The sequence below is a fragment of the Maritimibacter alexandrii genome, assembly GCF_005871115.1.
Taxonomy (GTDB): domain Bacteria; phylum Pseudomonadota; class Alphaproteobacteria; order Rhodobacterales; family Rhodobacteraceae; genus Maritimibacter; species Maritimibacter alkaliphilus.
The window spans coordinates 258,160-273,385 of record NZ_SWKQ01000011.1; the positions used below are offsets into that span (position 1 = coordinate 258,160).

Below are 15,226 nucleotides of genomic sequence, written 5' to 3' on the forward strand. Positions count from 1 at the left end.
AACCCTATGAGCGGCGCCGAGCGATGTAAATGGACGACTTGCCCTGCGGGCCTGCCGCTATAGGGTGGCCTCCACAAAAGGAGATCGCCATGTCCGAGATCATGCCCGAGGGCCACGCCGTTCTGCGCACCGTCGCCATGCCCGCCGACGTCAACAGCGCGGGCGACATCTTCGGCGGCTGGGTTCTGAGCCAGATGGACATCGCGGGCGGCATCATCGCGGGCGAGCGGGCGTCGGGCCGGGTCGCGACCGTGGCCGTCGAGGCCATGAAGTTCATCCGCCCGGTCAAGATCGGTGACATTCTGTGCATCTATGGCGAAGTAGCGCGGGTCGGCACTACATCGGTCGCGGTGCGGCTGGACGCCTGGGTCGTGCGCGGGCAGGGCAAGACGAACGAGAAGGTGACCGAGGGCATCTTCACCTTCGTCGCGCTCGATCACGAGGGAAACAAGCGACCGATTGACAACAGTTGAGATCGCTTTGCGCCTTGGCGCGCGCGAACAATTGCACGGGCGGCAGAGGTTGCACAGAGTGCGGCCAACGAACGCCACAGGAATTGTCATGTTCTTTCGTCCGCTGCGCCTGTTCGGCGTCTGTCTTCCGAAACTGATCTTCGCTCTGGCCTTCGTCGCGCTCTGGATCGCGCAGCCGGCACGGTCGCAGAACGTGTTCCACTTCGGAAACCACATTCCCAGCTTTCACGGCGGCTACTACATCAACGGTATCCCGTCCTCGGCGTTCATCGACACGGGGGAAAACCGGTTCCAGAAAGCCGGGCGCACCTTCGGCCAGTCCATCGGCGGGGTCGAAGGGGTGGCGAACGATCTGGCCGACATCGGCCTGTTTCCCTTCCGCGAGCCGCTTCTGTTCGGGGCGGCGGCGCTGGGCGTCGGTGTGCTGGCGGCGAACGACTATGCCATCACGTCCTATTACAAGGACAACGTCGAACCGCTGTTCGCGGGCTTCAACCTGCCGCCCATCGTGCCGCGCACACGTACGAGCCCTCTGCGGTTCCTGTCCGTCGAAGATCAGTATCTGGTCGCAGGGATCGGCGCGACCTATGCCTACGGCATCGCCTTCAACGACGAACGCGCGCAGGTGGCGGCGCTTCTTTCGACCAAAGCCGTCGCCTATTCTTATCTCGTGTCGCAGGTGCTTTTGAAACCCGTGTTCGGGCGGGTGCGCCCGTCGCGCGATCTGTCGTCCTACGGCGGGCCGGTCGACGTCATCGACCGCAGCGGGCGCAGTCCGAACCCCTATAACTGGGGCAACGCCGTGCCCGTGTCGCTGACGCCCTCGAACTTCGGCACCTCGTTCCCCAGCTTCCACTACACCGCCTATTTCTCGGTCGCGCGGGTCTATTCCGGGGTCTACGACAATTCATGGGTGCCCTATGTCGTGGCGGGGGCGCTGCTGGCCTCGAACATTCGCAGCCACAACCACTGGGTCAGCGACATGGCGGCGGGCGCCCTGATCGGCACGGTGATCGGCCAGTCGATCCTGAACAACTACGCCGAACGGCGCGGCGGGCTGAACACGACCTTCACGCCGATCGTGTCCTCGTCCGGGATCGGTGCGCAGTTCTCCATGACCTTCTGACCGCCTGCGCGGGAAGAACATACCCTGAACACCTTTTCCTCGCCCTGCGGCTGAGATAGGCTCACGGCCATGAGCAGCCATGACGACTCCCCAGCTATGTCCGGACCCCGCCCAAGCCTGAGCCAGATGGCCATAGCCGCGCGCCCGTCGCCCTATCTGGACGAGCTGAACCCGGCGCAGCGCGAGGCGGTTGAGGCGCTCGACGGGCCCGTCCTCATGCTCGCGGGCGCGGGGACCGGCAAGACCAAGGCGCTGACCGCGCGGATCGCGCATCTACTGAACACGCACACCGCGCGCCCGAACGAAATCCTCGCCGTGACCTTCACCAACAAGGCCGCGCGCGAGATGAAGGACCGGGTGGGCCGCCATCTGGGCGAGGCGGTCGAGGGGATGCCGTGGCTCGGCACCTTCCACGCGATCTGCGTGAAGCTTCTGCGCCGCCATGCCGAGCTTGTGGGGCTGAAGTCGAACTTCACCATTCTGGATACGGACGACCAGATCCGGCTGATGAAGCAACTCATCGCCGCCGAGAACATCGACGAGAAACGCTGGCCCGCGCGGCTTCTGGCCGGGATCATTGACAACTGGAAGAACCGGGCGATCACGCCGGACAAGATCCCGGCGGCGGACCATGCGCTGTTCAACAACCGGGGCGGCGAGCTTTACGCCGCCTATCAGGCCCGGCTGAAGACGCTGAACGCCGTCGATTTCGGCGACCTGCTGCTCCACATGGTCACGATCTTTCGTGAGCATGAGGACGTGCTGGCGCAGTATCAAAGGTGGTTTCGATACATCCTCGTCGACGAGTATCAGGACACGAACGTCGCGCAGTATCTGTGGCTTCGGCTCTTGGCGCAGGGACATCGGAACATCTGCTGCGTGGGCGACGACGACCAGTCGATCTATGGCTGGCGCGGGGCCGAAGTGGGCAACATCCTGCGGTTCGAAAAGGATTTCCCCGGCGCCAAGGTGATCCGGCTGGAGCAGAACTACCGCTCGACCGAGCACATTCTGGAAGCCGCCAACGCCGTGATCGCGGGCAATGCCGAGCGGTTGGGCAAGGAGCTGTTCACCGAAGAAGGGCAGGGCGACAAGGTGCGCCTGATCGGCCATTGGGACGGCGAGGAAGAAGCGCGCTGGATCGGGGACGAGGTCGAGGCGATGCAGTCTGGGTCGAGCCGATACTCGCGAACTAGGCATAATGCACGTTCCACTAGTGAGGCTCAGGAAACTGAACGGTTATCTAAGCGTGGTTCGACTCAGAAAGTCAGAGAAGACGACATTCACCAAGTGAATTTGGATCGCGCTCAGACCTTGACTGATGCTGGGCGTGACAACTTGCCGTTGCCGAACAACTATTCACTTGATGAAATCGCGATCCTCGTGCGCGCCTCGCACCAGATGCGCGCCTTCGAGGATCGGTTCCTCACCATCGGTCTGCCCTACCGGGTCATCGGCGGCCCGCGCTTTTACGAGCGGATGGAGATCCGCGATGCGATGGCCTATTTCCGGCTCGCGGTGTCGCCCGACGACGATCTGGCGTTCGAGAGGATCGTGAATACCCCGCGCCGGGGCTTGGGCGACAAGGCGGTGCAGACGATCCAGCGCATCGCGCGCAGCCGCAACATTCCGCTGGTCGATGCGGCTGGCGTCTGCGTCGAGCAGGGCGAGATCAAGGGCAAGGGCGGCAAGGGGCTTGCCGACCTCGTGTCCGGCATCTTCCGCTGGCATAGTCAGGTGCGTGACGAGGCCGACACCCACGTCGAACTGGCCGAGATGATCCTGGAGGAATCCGGCTACACCGAGATGTGGCAGAACGACAAGACGCCCGAAGCGCCGGGCCGGCTCGAAAACCTCAAGGAACTGGTCAAGGCGCTGGAGGAATTCGACAATCTTCAGGGCTTTCTCGAACACGTCGCGCTCATCATGGACAATTCGTCGGGCGAGGAGGAAGAAAAGGTCACGATCATGACGCTCCACGCCGCGAAGGGGTTGGAATACCCCGCCGTGTTCCTGCCGGGGTGGGAGGACGGGCTGTTCCCGTCGCAACGCTCGATGGATGAGACCGGCCTCAAGGGGCTGGAGGAAGAGCGGCGCCTGGCCTATGTCGGCATCACTCGGGCCGAGGAACTGTGCACGATTTCCTTCGCCGCGAACCGCCGCGTCTTCGGGCAATGGCAAAGCCAGATGCCCTCGCGTTTCATCGACGAACTGCCCGAAGATCATGTCGAGGTGCTGACGCCACCGGGCCTGTACGGCGGCGGCTACGGCGCGACGGCGAGCTTCGGCTCCGGCTCGTCGCTGGAAGAAAAGGCAGCGCGTGCAGATGCTTACAACTCGCCGGGCTGGAAGCGGATGCAGGCGCGCGGGGCCGAGCGTCACATGCACTCGCCCAATGAATCCCGCAATCTGACGATCAACGCGACCGCCGTGTCGTCCTTTACGCAAGGCGACCGGGTGTTCCACCAGAAATTCGGCTACGGCTACGTCATGGGGATCGAGGGCGACAAGCTCGACATCGAATTCGAGCACGCCGGATCGAAAAAGGTCGTCGCGAAATTCATCGTTCCGGCCGATCGCGCGGGCGACGACGTCCCGTTCTGAGAATCGCGCCACGCGCCCCCGGCGACCGTCAGGCTTTCCACCGTTAGGACTTGTGACAAAGCGGCCGAAATGCGGCCCTTTCGCCCCATTCCAAGACCGAGGGTACGGTTTTCGTCACCCTTCACGGCTTTTGTGACGACTTCGACGCATATGGTCAGGTTTGCCTTACCAAAAAGCCGCCCGCGACCCTTTTCAGTCCCAGATTCTCCCAAACCTACCGGTAATCCATACCCACGCACGGCATCGGGGGATGCGTCGTGTGGGATCGAGAACGATTATCAAAAGGGGCGCCAGAAGGCGTCGAGCTGCCAATGGCCACGATTAGGGCTGTCAACACAGAGATTGCGAAAGCAACCGGCTCGAACATTAATTCGAGCGGGGACGAGTCGGATTTCGACCTTCCCCTCACCGATATGACCGATCTGGTCATCTACACGCCGCTTCTGGATTTCGACCCTTACCTGTTCGAACTGGGCGAGACGCATACGCTGACCTGGAACGACGGCGACGGTGCACATACGATGTACAACGCCGAGGTCGTGCGCTCGGACCTGAAGTGGGGCACCGCCAATCAGGGTGCCGTGGTCTTTGAAGGCACCGACACCGACGGCAATGCGACGCAGGTCCTCTGGACCCCCGACCTGAACGTGCACGAGTGGTATGCAAACACGCAGGCGGACGGCAAGCATCCGATGTTCTGGAACACGGATCAGCACCCTTCGACCTATGGCTATGTCTGTTTCGCCGCCGAAACCCGGATCAAAACCGATCGCGGGCTGGTCCGTATCGACGAAATCGCGGTGGGCGACCGGGTCGCGACCCTCGACCACGGTTATCAAGAGGTGCGCTGGGTCGGTCACAGCCGCACGCGCGCCACGGGCGACGCGGCGCCGATCAAGTTCGAAGCCGGGGCGATGGGCCCGCACCAGACGCTTCGCCTGTCGCCCAACCACCGTGTCGTGCTGCGCGATCAGAAGATGAAGCAGGCCCTCGGTCGCGCCCAGGTGCTCGTCGCCGCCAAGGCTCTGGACGGTCGTCCGGGCATCAGCCGGGACGAGGGCGGCATGGTCGATTATTACAACCTGCTTTTCGACCAGCATGAGGTGATCTTCGCCGAAGGGCTGGCCTGCGAGTCGCTCTATCTCGGTCAGGAAACGCGCAAAATTCTGGATGCGGGCGAAACCGATCCCCGCGCGCAATACCCGGATCTCGACACGGTTCGTGGCATCCAGCACACGAAATCCGCCCGTCCGTTCATGGATGTGGGCCATGCCCGTGCCTATTTCGGCGCGCTCGACGCCTGCGAACCGGCCTGATCGGAAAAGACACCTCCGGAAAAAAGAAACGGTGACGCTCGGGAGGAGGTGAGCGCCACCGTTCTTTTGGCAATTGGCCTCAGGGAGGAGGAGAGGCCGTTTGCTTCGGTCGGGGTTGCCCCCGTATGTGTGCCCGTCAACCTCAGGGAGGAGGAAGAGGTCTTCAGGCTACGGTTGCCCCAGGGAGGAGGAGAGGGGCGTCCGATCTGTTAGCCGGTGGCACCCGGGAGGAGGTGGGCGCCACCGGCGATCCAGAACTTCCCGGGAGGAGGTGGGAAGGTCCGTATTGGGGACCCGGGCGCGTCAGGGAGGAGGAAGACGCTGGCCGGGTCATCGGGGAAACCTCAGGGAGGAGGAAGAGGTTCCCTCGAAACTCGTTATTTCTTTCCGTAGGCCGCTTCGCGGGCCAGGAACGGGATTTCGGCGCGGCTGATGCCGAGGTCTGCGAGGTCGCGACCGTCGAGCGCCTGAAGTTCGTTCAGCGTGGTGCGATACACCTTGCGCTGGGCGCGGGCTTCGCCGAAGGCTTTGAAAAGCGAGGACACGCGGTCGAGAAGGCCGTGGTCAGCGTGGCGGATGTCAGTTGCGTATGCCATTGTCGTCGTCTCTTTCTTTCGTCTGCGCCGCTGCTCCGGCGCCGTCTGTCTGGCGAAGCTGTATGCCTCGCTGCGTTGAGTTGAACTTGGGGTATTTGCTGCACCTGCACAATCCGGCGAATGGTCAATGCCGCTATGCAGCAATTGCATACGTAAGACTGACCTACTCAGTTAACCCTAGGTAAAGATGGGGGGATTACGGGCCGGGCAGGGGTGCCCCCTTGAGAAACAGGGCAGAATGGGCATCTATGCCCCGACTGTATAAGGAGAAAATGATGGCGCTCACACGTGATCGGGTGATGTCGGTCCTTGCCACCGTTTCCATGCCGGACAAGGGCGATCTGGCGTCCCGGGACATGATCCGGGCCCTCACCATCGATGGCGGGCACGTCAGTTTCATCATCGAAGCGCCCAGTCCCGAAGCGGCGGGGGCGATGGAACCCCAGCGCAAGGCGGCGGAATCGGCCATCGCCGCGCTCGACGGGGTCGAGAAGGTGACCGTGATTCTCACCGCCCATGGCGGGGCGCGGCCGCAGCCCAAGAAAGAAGCGCCGAACCTGCGCGTCGGCGGCCACCCGACCCCGCAGGCCGGGCCTCAGGCGATTGCGGGCGTCAAGCGCGTGATCGCCGTGGCGTCGGGCAAGGGGGGCGTCGGCAAATCCACCGTTTCGTCGAACCTCGCCGTCGCGCTTGCCGCGGCCGGGCGAAAGGTCGGCTTGCTGGACGCGGATATTCTCGGCCCCTCGCAGGCGCTCATGATGGGTGTGACGGAAAAGCCGACGTCGTCGGATGGCAAACAACTTGACCCGCTGGTCGCCCACGGGGTCAAGGTCATGTCGGTCGGTGCCATCGTCGATCCCGATCAGGCGGTCGTCTGGCGCGGCCCCATGCTGATGGGCACGCTTCAGCAATTCGCGTTTCAGGTGAACTGGGGCGATCTCGACGTTCTGATCGTCGATTTGCCGCCCGGCACCGGCGACGTGCAACTGACGCTCGCGCAGAAGGTGGTGATGACCGGGGCGCTCGTCGTTTCGACGCCGCAGGACGTGGCGCTTCTGGACGCGCACAAGGCCATCGACATGTTCGGCAAGGTGAGCGTTCCGGTTCTGGGGCTGATCGAGAACATGTCCTCCTACGTCTGTCCGAACTGCGGGCACGAGGCGCATCTGTTCGGCGAAGGCGGGGTCGCGAAAGAGGCGCAGAAGATCGGTGCGCCGCTTCTGGCCCAGCTCCCGCTGTCGCTCGATGTGCGGCTGGCCGGGGATGCGGGCAAGCCCGTCGCCCTGACCGAGGGCGCGGTGGGCGAGGCCTATCGCGCCTTGGCGGCGGACCTGATCCAGCGCGGAATCGGTTGACCGGACAGGTCGGGGCGGGTTCCCTGTCTGCGGGAGGCGCGCATGTCGAAAGTCCGGACCTGCCTTTGGTATGACGGCAACGGCCACGAGGCCGCGGCCTTTTATGTCTCGCTCATTCCCGGCTCCGATGTGACGGGCGAAATGGGTCGCACGCAATCCGGCGCGCCGCTCATGGTGAATTTCCATCTCGCGGGCGTTCCCTATCAGGCGCTGAACGGCGGTCCGACCTTCACGGCCAGCCCGGCGGCGTCGATCGCGGTCACCACCGAAGATCAGGACGAAACCGACCGCCTCTGGGCCGCGCTCACGGCGGATGGCGGGGCGGAAAGCCGCTGCGCCTGGTGCGTGGACAGGTTCGGCATCAGTTGGCAGATCGTGCCCAAGGATCTTCCACGCTATGTCGGTGGCCCCGACCCCGAAGGCGCGCGCCGCGCCACCGAGGCGATGATGGGCATGACCAAGATCGACATCGCCGCACTCAGGGCCGCCTACGAGGGCTGACTGGCCCGGCCATGGTATTTCATGGTCCCGATGCTGAAATCGGCAGGTCAGACGGGATTTCATGGTACTCACGCCAAATCACCGACGCGGGATGTTCGATTTTTGCAATTTTTGGCCGATTCACCCTTGATTCGAGGCTGAATACTCGGCATCAGACTGCCGGTTCCCGGGATTTCGTGGTGCGGGACGGGGAAAAACCCGAAAAAATCTCAAAAAAATCGTCCTGACTACATTTGGTGTTCGCGCTTTCGTGAACTCGCTAAATCCGGGGTTTTGTTCTCTCTTTGATCTACGAAATCTTGCGTTTCGCGGGTCCGCGAAACAACATCTGGTGGAGTGGTTCCATAAAAAGGGGTTGTTTCCCATGTAATCCCATGGCATCCCTAAATCATCGAAGAGACGGGAACATAACGGGGCGACAAAGAACCCCTGAAACATCTCCCAAGTCAGGTTTCATACAGGCACCCCGCCTCTTCGGAATTGAGAGATCCGACGCGTACGCGAGCAGACATCCCCCCAGGTGGCGCACGCGATCGGGCGAACCCAGAGATGGGACGAGGGCGGCGGATTGGGCAGTGGCAGCAGCTCAATCCGTCGTTTTCGTTTCTGGCGGACGAAGACGGCGAAGGGCAGATAGGAGCCGCGGACAGTGGCCGAAGTGTTTCTGAACGGTGGGCGTCACAAGGTTGACGCGAAAGGGCGGGTCTCGATCCCGTCCGGTTTCCGTTCGGTCCTGTCCGACTGCGATCCCAACTGGACCGAAGGTCTTCCCCCTCAGTTCTATATCGTTTTCGGTGACACGCGCCGCGATTACCTCGAATGTTTCACGGTCGAGGCGATGGACGAGGTCATCACCAAGATCAAGGCGATGCCGCGCGGGTCGAAGAACCGCAAGATCCTTGAATTCGTCTACTTCCAGGGCTCGCAGAAGATGTCGGTCGACGACACGGGCCGGATCGTTCTGTCGCAGAAGCTGCGCGACCGGATCGGCCTGACCGGCGAAGCCGAGTTCGTGGCCGCGGGCGACACCTTCCAGATCTGGCATCCCGACAAGTTCGCCGAGTTCGCCGAGGATCAGACCTCGGCGCTCGAAGAGCTGCCGCCCGACATGGATGTGGCCGAGCTTCTCGATGGGATCGATCTATGATGGTCGCTGCCGCCGCCAGACCCAGCCCGCATATCCCGGTCCTCCTCAGACCTCTGCTCGAAACGGTCGCGCCGGTGTCGGGTGTCTGGATCGACGGCACGTTCGGGGCGGGGAGTTATGCGCGCGGGCTGGTCGAGGCGGGCGCGGAGACCGTCATCGGCATCGACCGCGACCCGCTGGCGCATGAGATGGCCGAAGGCTGGCTGGCGGACTACGACGGTCGTATCCGGCTGGAGCGGGGCACGTTTTCGGACATGGACGAGATCGCGGGCGACCAGGTCGACGGTGTCGTGCTCGACCTTGGCGTCTCCTCGATGCAACTCGACCTCGCCGAGCGCGGATTTTCCTTCATGCGCGACGGGCCGCTCGACATGCGCATGAGCCAGGAGGGGCCGACCGCCGCGGACCTCGTGAACGAGGCGTCGGAAGAAGAACTCGCCGACATTCTCTATCATTACGGGGAAGAGCGCGCCTCGCGCCGCATTGCCCGTCAGATCGTTCGCGCGCGCGAGGCGGAAAGCTTCAAGACCACCGCGCAACTTGCGGAAACTGTTGAGAAATGTCTGCCACGTCCGAAGCCCGGTCAAAGCCATCCGGCGACCCGCAGCTTTCAGGCGATCCGCATCGCGGTGAACGACGAATTCGGGCAACTGGCAGAGGGGCTGGAGGCTGCCGAGCGCGCGTTGAAGCCCGGTGGCAAGCTGGCCGTCGTCACCTTTCATTCGCTCGAGGACCGGGTCGTGAAACGCTTCCTTCAACTCGCCGCCTCCACGGGTGGGGGCGGTTCGCGTTACGCGCCCGCCGCCGAGGATCACACCCCGCGCTTCGACCTGACGCCGCGCCGCGCCATCGCGCCGGATGAGGAGGAGTTGGCCGAAAACCCCCGCGCGCGCTCGTCGCGGCTGCGTGTCGCGACCCGCACCGACGCGCCCGCCGAGCGCACCGACCGTTCCAAACTGGGCCTTCCTGCGCCCGCGTTCCGAGGCTGAGACATGATGCGTTCCGCTTTCTACGTCCTTGCCACACTGGCCGTCATGGGTCTGGGCTACTGGGCCTATGTCGAGAACTACAAGACCCAGCACGCGCTGGACGAGGTCGAAGACCTGCAACGCGAGATCGGGCAGATGCGCGAAAAGCTGGTCGTTCTGCGGGCCGAATGGGCCTATCTCAACCGGCCCGACCGCCTGCGCGATCTGGCCGAGATGAACTATGACCGCCTTGGGCTTCTGCCCCTGATGCCGGAGCAGTTCGGCAAGGTCGACCAGATCGCCTATCCGCAGGAAGACGCGTTCCCCTTCCTGTCCTCGGACGACTCGATCGACGTGCAGGGCAACCTCGTCGGCACCATCGATCCCTCGCCCGAGGGGGAGGATTTCCCATGACCCGCGTGCCGCTGCGCCCCTTGGCGCGCATCCTCGAAGCCCGCGCGCACGGCGGCGATCCCGATGCCATCGAGCGCGAGAACAAGCAGCGTCGGCATGAGGAAATGCGCGACCGGGCCCGTCTGCGGGCCGAGGGCCGCCTTTTGGTGCTGGCCGCGATGTTCTTTTGCGCCTTCGTGACCGTTGGGGTGCGGATGGGGATGCTTTCGTCTTCGGTCCCGTCCGAACCGCGCGCCTATGCGCCGGGCGCCCAGATTTCCCAGACCCGCGCCGATATCGTCGACCGGCAGGGCCGGCTGATGGCGACGAATTTCGTCACCCACGCGCTTTATGCCGAGCCGCCCAATATGGTCGAGCCCGCGCACGCGGCGGCGGAACTGGCCAGAATTTTTCCCGATCTGGAAGAGGACAAGCTGCTCGCGCTTTTCACCGGCCCGCGCAAATTCCTGTGGATCAAGCCGCAGATCAGCCCGGAGCAGAAGCAGGCGGTGCACGACATCGGCGAGCCGGGGCTGTTGTTCGGCCCGCGCGAAATGCGTCTCTACCCGAACGGCCCGGTCGCCGCGCATGTCATGGGCGGCGCACGCTACGGCGAACAGGCGGTGCAGGCCGCCGAACTGATCGGGGTCGCGGGCATCGAAAGCGCGTTCAACGATCGTCTGTCCGATCCGGCCCGCGCGGGCGAGCCGCTGATGCTGACGCTCGACCTGACCATTCAGGCGGCGGTGGAGCGCGTGCTGGCGGGCGGCATGACCGTGATGAACGCAAAGGGCGCGGCGGCGATCCTGATGGATGCCCACACCGGCGAGATCATCTCGCTCGCCTCGCTGCCCGATTTCGACCCGAACGACCGCCCCAGTCCGCTGACGACGGGATTCGACCCGTCGGAAAGCCCGCTTTTCAACCGGGCGGTGCAGGGCGTTTATGAACTCGGCTCGACCTTCAAGATCTTCGCGGCCGCTCAGGCGCTCGAGATGGGGCTGGTGAACCCGAACACCATGATAAACACGCGGGGGCCGATCAGGTGGGGCAAGCACCGGATCAACGATTTCCATGACTACGGCGCTGAACTGACGGTCAGCGACGTGATCGTGCGCAGCTCGAACATCGGAACGGCGCGGCTTGCCCAGCAGATCGGGGCCGCGAACCAGCGCGAATTCCTCGACCGACTGGGCTTCACCAAGCCGACCGCGATCCAGTTGACCGAAGCCTCGGGGAGCCAGCCCTTGCTGCCCTCGAACTGGTCGGAACTGTCGACCATGACGATCTCCTACGGTCACGGCCTGTCGGCCTCGCCGCTTCACCTTGCCACCGCCTATGCCTCGCTTCTGAACGGCGGCACGCGCGTCACGCCGACGCTGGTGCGCACCGGGCCGGTCGCGCCCGGCCCGCGCGTGGTGAGCGAACGGACATCGGCGGTCGCGCGCGACATGCTGCGGCAGGTGGTGGCGTCCGACCACGGCACGGCGTCCTTCGCCGAGGTCGCGGGCTATCAGGTCGGCGGCAAGACCGGGACCGCCGACAAGCCCAAGCCGCGCGGGGGCTATTACGACGACAAGGTCATCGCGACCTTCGCCAGCGTGTTTCCCACGAACGATCCGAAATACATCCTGATCGTCACGCTGGACGAGCCGGTGGTGACGATCCTGAACGAGGCGCGGCGCACGGCGGGCTTCACCGCCGTTCCGGTCGCCGCCGAGATCATACGCCGCGTCGCGCCGCTTCTGGGTCTCAAGCCCGAGATTGAACAGCCCGGCCCGTTGGGTGTAACACTCACGGCGAACTGACGCCGCATCCGGGGGGATCATGGCACCGCAGAAAACGCTACCGCTCTCGGCACTCGGTCTTCGGGCCAAGGGTGGGCAGGACGTTGAAATCACAGGGCTTTCCGTAGACAGCCGGACCGTCAAGCCGGGGCATCTCTTTGCCGCGCTGCCGGGGTCCAAGCTGCACGGCGGGGAATTCATCCAATACGCTCTGCGCATGGAAGCCGCCGCGATCCTGACCGACCGGGAAGGCGCGCGGATCGCCGCCGACGAACTGGCCGCTTCCAAGGCCGCGCTTATCGTGACCGAAGACCCGCGCGCCGCGTTGGCCTATGCCGCGGCCCTCTGGTTCGGGGCGCAGCCCGAGGTGATGGTCGCCGTCACCGGCACCAACGGCAAGACGTCGGTCGCGAGCTTCACGCGTCAGATCTGGACGGAACTGGGCCTGATGGCCGCCAACATCGGCACCACCGGGGTCGAGGGCGCTTTTGCCGCGCCGTCGCCCCACACCACGCCGGAACCGATCACGCTGCACCGCCTGCTGGCCGAGATGTCGCAGGCGGGCGTGACACATGCCGCGATGGAGGCATCCTCCCACGGGCTCGACCAGCGACGGCTCGAAGGCGTGCATCTGGCCGCAGCAGGGTTCACGAACTTCACGCAGGATCACCTCGACTACCACGCCAGTTTCGATGACTACTTCCGCGCCAAGGCCCGGCTGTTCAACCGGGTGCTGCCCGATGATGGTGTGGCGGTGCTGAACGTCGACGACCCGCGCGGTCGCGAGTTGGAAGAGATCGCGCAGGAGCGCGGGCAGGAGGTCATTTCCATCGGTCGGACCGAGGATTGCACCCTGCAATTGACCTCGCAACGCTATCACATGACCGGCCAGCAGATCCGCTTTCTCTACAACGGGCGCCCGCAGACCGTGCAGCTTGACCTGATCGGGGGGTTTCAGGCGGAAAACGTGCTTGTCGCCGCCGGCCTCGCCATCGCATCGGGCAGCGACCCGGATGAGGTGTTCGCCACTTTCCCGGCGCTCACCACGGTCCGGGGCCGGATGCAACTGGCCGCCAAGCGGGACAACGGTGCCGCGATCTTCGTCGATTACGCGCATACGCCCGACGCGCTCGCTACCGCGCTCGAAGCCCTGCGCCCGCATGTCATGGGCAAGCTCGTGGTCGTGTTCGGCGCGGGCGGCGACCGGGACACGACGAAGCGCAAGCTGATGGGCAAGGCGGCGGCGGATTATGCCGATGTGGTGATCGTCACCGACGACAATCCCCGCACCGAAGACCCCGCCGCGATCCGGGCGATGGTGCTGGAGGGTTGCCCCGACGCCAACGAATACGGCGACCGGGCCGAGGCGATCCTGCGCGGTGTCGACATGCTCGACCCCGGCGACGCGCTTCTGATCGCGGGCAAGGGGCATGAGACCGGGCAGATCGTCGGTGACGACGTGTTGCCCTTCGACGATGCCGAACAGGCCAGCGTGGCCGTCGCGGCGCTGGAAGGGCGTCTCGCATGAACCTGTGGGCCGCCGCCGAGGCGGCTGCCGCCACCGGGGGCAATGCCACGACCGACTGGACCGTGTCTGGGGTTTCGATCGACACCCGGACCTTGCAGCCCGGCGACCTGTTCGTGGCGCTGGCTGACGTGCGCGACGGGCATGACTTCGTGAAGGATGCACTCGCCAAGGGGGCAGGGGCCGCCATGGTCTCGCGCATCCCCGAGGGCGTGCGCAGCACCGATCCTCTGCTGGTGGTGGACGACGTTCTGCCTGCACTCGAACGTCTGGGCGCAGCCGGGCGGGCGCGCACGCAGGCGCGGGTGGTGGCGATCACCGGATCGGTCGGCAAGACCTCGACCAAGGAAATGCTGGCCACCGTTCTCGACCGGCAGGCGCGATGCCACGCGGCCGAAGCGAGCTACAACAACCATTGGGGCGTGCCCCTGACGTTGGCCCGGATGCCGCGCGAGACGGATTTCGCCGTGATCGAGATCGGGATGAACCATCCGGGCGAGATTGCGCCGTTGACCCGCCTGGCCCGCCCGCATGTCGCGCTCATCACCACCGTCGCCGCCGTCCACCTTGAAGCGTTCGAGAATGTCGAAGGCATCGCGCGGGAAAAGGCCGCGATCTTCGAGGGGCTGGAGCCTGCGGGCGTCGCGATCCTGCCGGGGGAGATCGACACCACCACGATCCTTCTGGCCGAGGCCGACAAACGCGCGGGCCGGGTCGAGACCTTCGGGCTGGGCGCGGCCAATACGCTGCAACTCACCCATCTCGACCTGACAGACACCGCGACCGTGGCCCAGATCGAGGTGGGCGAGGTCACGCATCTGGTGCGTCTCGCCACGCCGGGGCGCCACTTCGCGATGAACGCGGTGGCGGTGCTTGGCGCGGTGCGTGCACTGGGAGGCGACGTGACGCTGGCCGCCCGCGACCTGACCTTCTGGACCCCGCCCGCCGGGCGCGGCACCCGTGAATTCGTCCAACTCGACCCGGTCGAGCGCGAAGGCGTCACCCTGATCGACGATGCCTTCAACGCGAACCCCACGTCGATGGCCGCCGCGCTCGAGGTTCTGGCCGCCACCAAGCCCGCCCACGGACACGGTCGCATCGCGCGCGGTCGGCGGGTCGCCGTGCTGGGCGACATGCTGGAACTGGGGCCGGACGAGGCCGCGCTTCACGCGGGCCTAGCCGACCTCGACCACCTCGACGCCATTGACCAAGTGCATTGCGCCGGGCCGCTGATGCATCACCTCTGGGCGGCGCTGCCTGCAGAAAAACAGGGGCGCTGGTCTGAAAAGGCCGAGGATCTGGCCGCCGAAGCCCACAACCTGATCGATGCCGGCGATGTTCTGCTGGTCAAGGGCTCGAAGGGCAGCCGCGTCTCGCGCGTGGTTGACGCCATCCGAAAACTGGGCCATCCGCAAGACGCTTAAGAACAAGGGAC

Annotated in this window: 13 protein-coding genes; 12 read left to right on the plus strand and 1 reads right to left on the minus strand. The window is 64.7% G+C overall.

Annotated features, from left to right (window positions below):
* The first annotated feature begins 89 nt into the window (after window positions 1-89).
* The 4 genes from FCT00_RS09320 to FCT00_RS09335 all read left to right on the plus strand — a co-directional run bounded on the left by FCT00_RS09320 (window position 90) and on the right by FCT00_RS09335 (window position 5,519).
* Window positions 90-473, plus strand: a complete 384-nt coding sequence (locus tag FCT00_RS09320) for an acyl-CoA thioesterase (protein WP_040885343.1) — start codon at window positions 90-92, stop codon at window positions 471-473.
* 88 nt (window positions 474-561) lie between these two features.
* The gene (locus FCT00_RS09325; protein WP_008335267.1) at window positions 562-1,599 is read left to right on the plus strand and encodes a phosphatase PAP2 family protein; all 1,038 of its coding nucleotides are present in this window, start codon (window positions 562-564) and stop codon (window positions 1,597-1,599) included.
* A 69-nt stretch (window positions 1,600-1,668) separates the two neighbouring features.
* Window positions 1,669-4,203 carry an ATP-dependent helicase gene (locus FCT00_RS09330; RefSeq protein WP_138422783.1) on the plus strand — a complete coding sequence of 845 codons (2,535 nt, stop codon included), beginning with the start codon at window positions 1,669-1,671 and terminating at the stop codon, window positions 4,201-4,203.
* 413 nt (window positions 4,204-4,616) lie between these two features.
* Window positions 4,617-5,519: a Hint domain-containing protein gene (locus FCT00_RS09335; RefSeq protein WP_171042955.1), complete on the plus strand. Its 903-nt coding sequence runs from the start codon at window positions 4,617-4,619 to the stop codon at window positions 5,517-5,519.
* 377 nt (window positions 5,520-5,896) lie between these two features.
* Here the strand turns inward: FCT00_RS09335 and FCT00_RS09340 are convergent, their stop codons facing one another.
* Window positions 5,897-6,115 (minus strand): DUF1127 domain-containing protein, encoded by a 219-nt coding sequence (locus FCT00_RS09340; RefSeq protein WP_040885351.1) that lies wholly within the window; start codon window positions 6,113-6,115, stop codon window positions 5,897-5,899.
* Between the two features lie 275 nt (window positions 6,116-6,390).
* Between FCT00_RS09340 and FCT00_RS09345 the strand changes: the two genes are divergently transcribed.
* The 8 genes from FCT00_RS09345 (at window position 6,391) to FCT00_RS09380 (ending at window position 15,215) form a co-directional block, all read left to right on the plus strand.
* Window positions 6,391-7,470 carry an Mrp/NBP35 family ATP-binding protein gene (locus FCT00_RS09345; RefSeq protein ID WP_138422785.1) on the plus strand — a complete coding sequence of 360 codons (1,080 nt, stop codon included), beginning with the start codon at window positions 6,391-6,393 and terminating at the stop codon, window positions 7,468-7,470.
* Window positions 7,471-7,512: 42 nt separating this feature from the next.
* A complete protein-coding gene (locus FCT00_RS09350; RefSeq protein ID WP_138422786.1) occupies window positions 7,513-7,971 on the plus strand; it encodes a VOC family protein in 459 nt (152 codons plus the stop codon).
* A gap of 649 nt (window positions 7,972-8,620) precedes the next feature.
* The gene (mraZ, locus tag FCT00_RS09355) at window positions 8,621-9,118 is read left to right on the plus strand and encodes a division/cell wall cluster transcriptional repressor MraZ (protein ID WP_008327718.1); all 498 of its coding nucleotides are present in this window, start codon (window positions 8,621-8,623) and stop codon (window positions 9,116-9,118) included.
* The gene (gene rsmH, locus FCT00_RS09360; RefSeq protein ID WP_171042976.1) at window positions 9,118-10,107 is read left to right on the plus strand and encodes a 16S rRNA (cytosine(1402)-N(4))-methyltransferase RsmH; all 990 of its coding nucleotides are present in this window, start codon (window positions 9,118-9,120) and stop codon (window positions 10,105-10,107) included. Before mraZ ends, rsmH begins: the two co-directional genes overlap by 1 nt.
* Before the next feature lie 6 nt (window positions 10,108-10,113).
* Window positions 10,114-10,500: a cell division protein FtsL gene (gene ftsL / locus FCT00_RS09365; RefSeq protein ID WP_040885354.1), complete on the plus strand. Its 387-nt coding sequence runs from the start codon at window positions 10,114-10,116 to the stop codon at window positions 10,498-10,500.
* Window positions 10,497-12,287, plus strand: a complete 1,791-nt coding sequence (locus FCT00_RS09370; RefSeq protein ID WP_008327721.1) for a peptidoglycan D,D-transpeptidase FtsI family protein — start codon at window positions 10,497-10,499, stop codon at window positions 12,285-12,287. Before ftsL ends, FCT00_RS09370 begins: the two co-directional genes overlap by 4 nt.
* A 19-nt stretch (window positions 12,288-12,306) precedes the next feature.
* Window positions 12,307-13,794: a UDP-N-acetylmuramoyl-L-alanyl-D-glutamate--2,6-diaminopimelate ligase gene (locus FCT00_RS09375; RefSeq protein ID WP_138422788.1), complete on the plus strand. Its 1,488-nt coding sequence runs from the start codon at window positions 12,307-12,309 to the stop codon at window positions 13,792-13,794.
* Window positions 13,791-15,215 carry a UDP-N-acetylmuramoyl-tripeptide--D-alanyl-D-alanine ligase gene (locus tag FCT00_RS09380; protein ID WP_138422789.1) on the plus strand — a complete coding sequence of 475 codons (1,425 nt, stop codon included), beginning with the start codon at window positions 13,791-13,793 and terminating at the stop codon, window positions 15,213-15,215. Before FCT00_RS09375 ends, FCT00_RS09380 begins: the two co-directional genes overlap by 4 nt.
* Window positions 15,216-15,226: the final 11 nt, after the last annotated feature.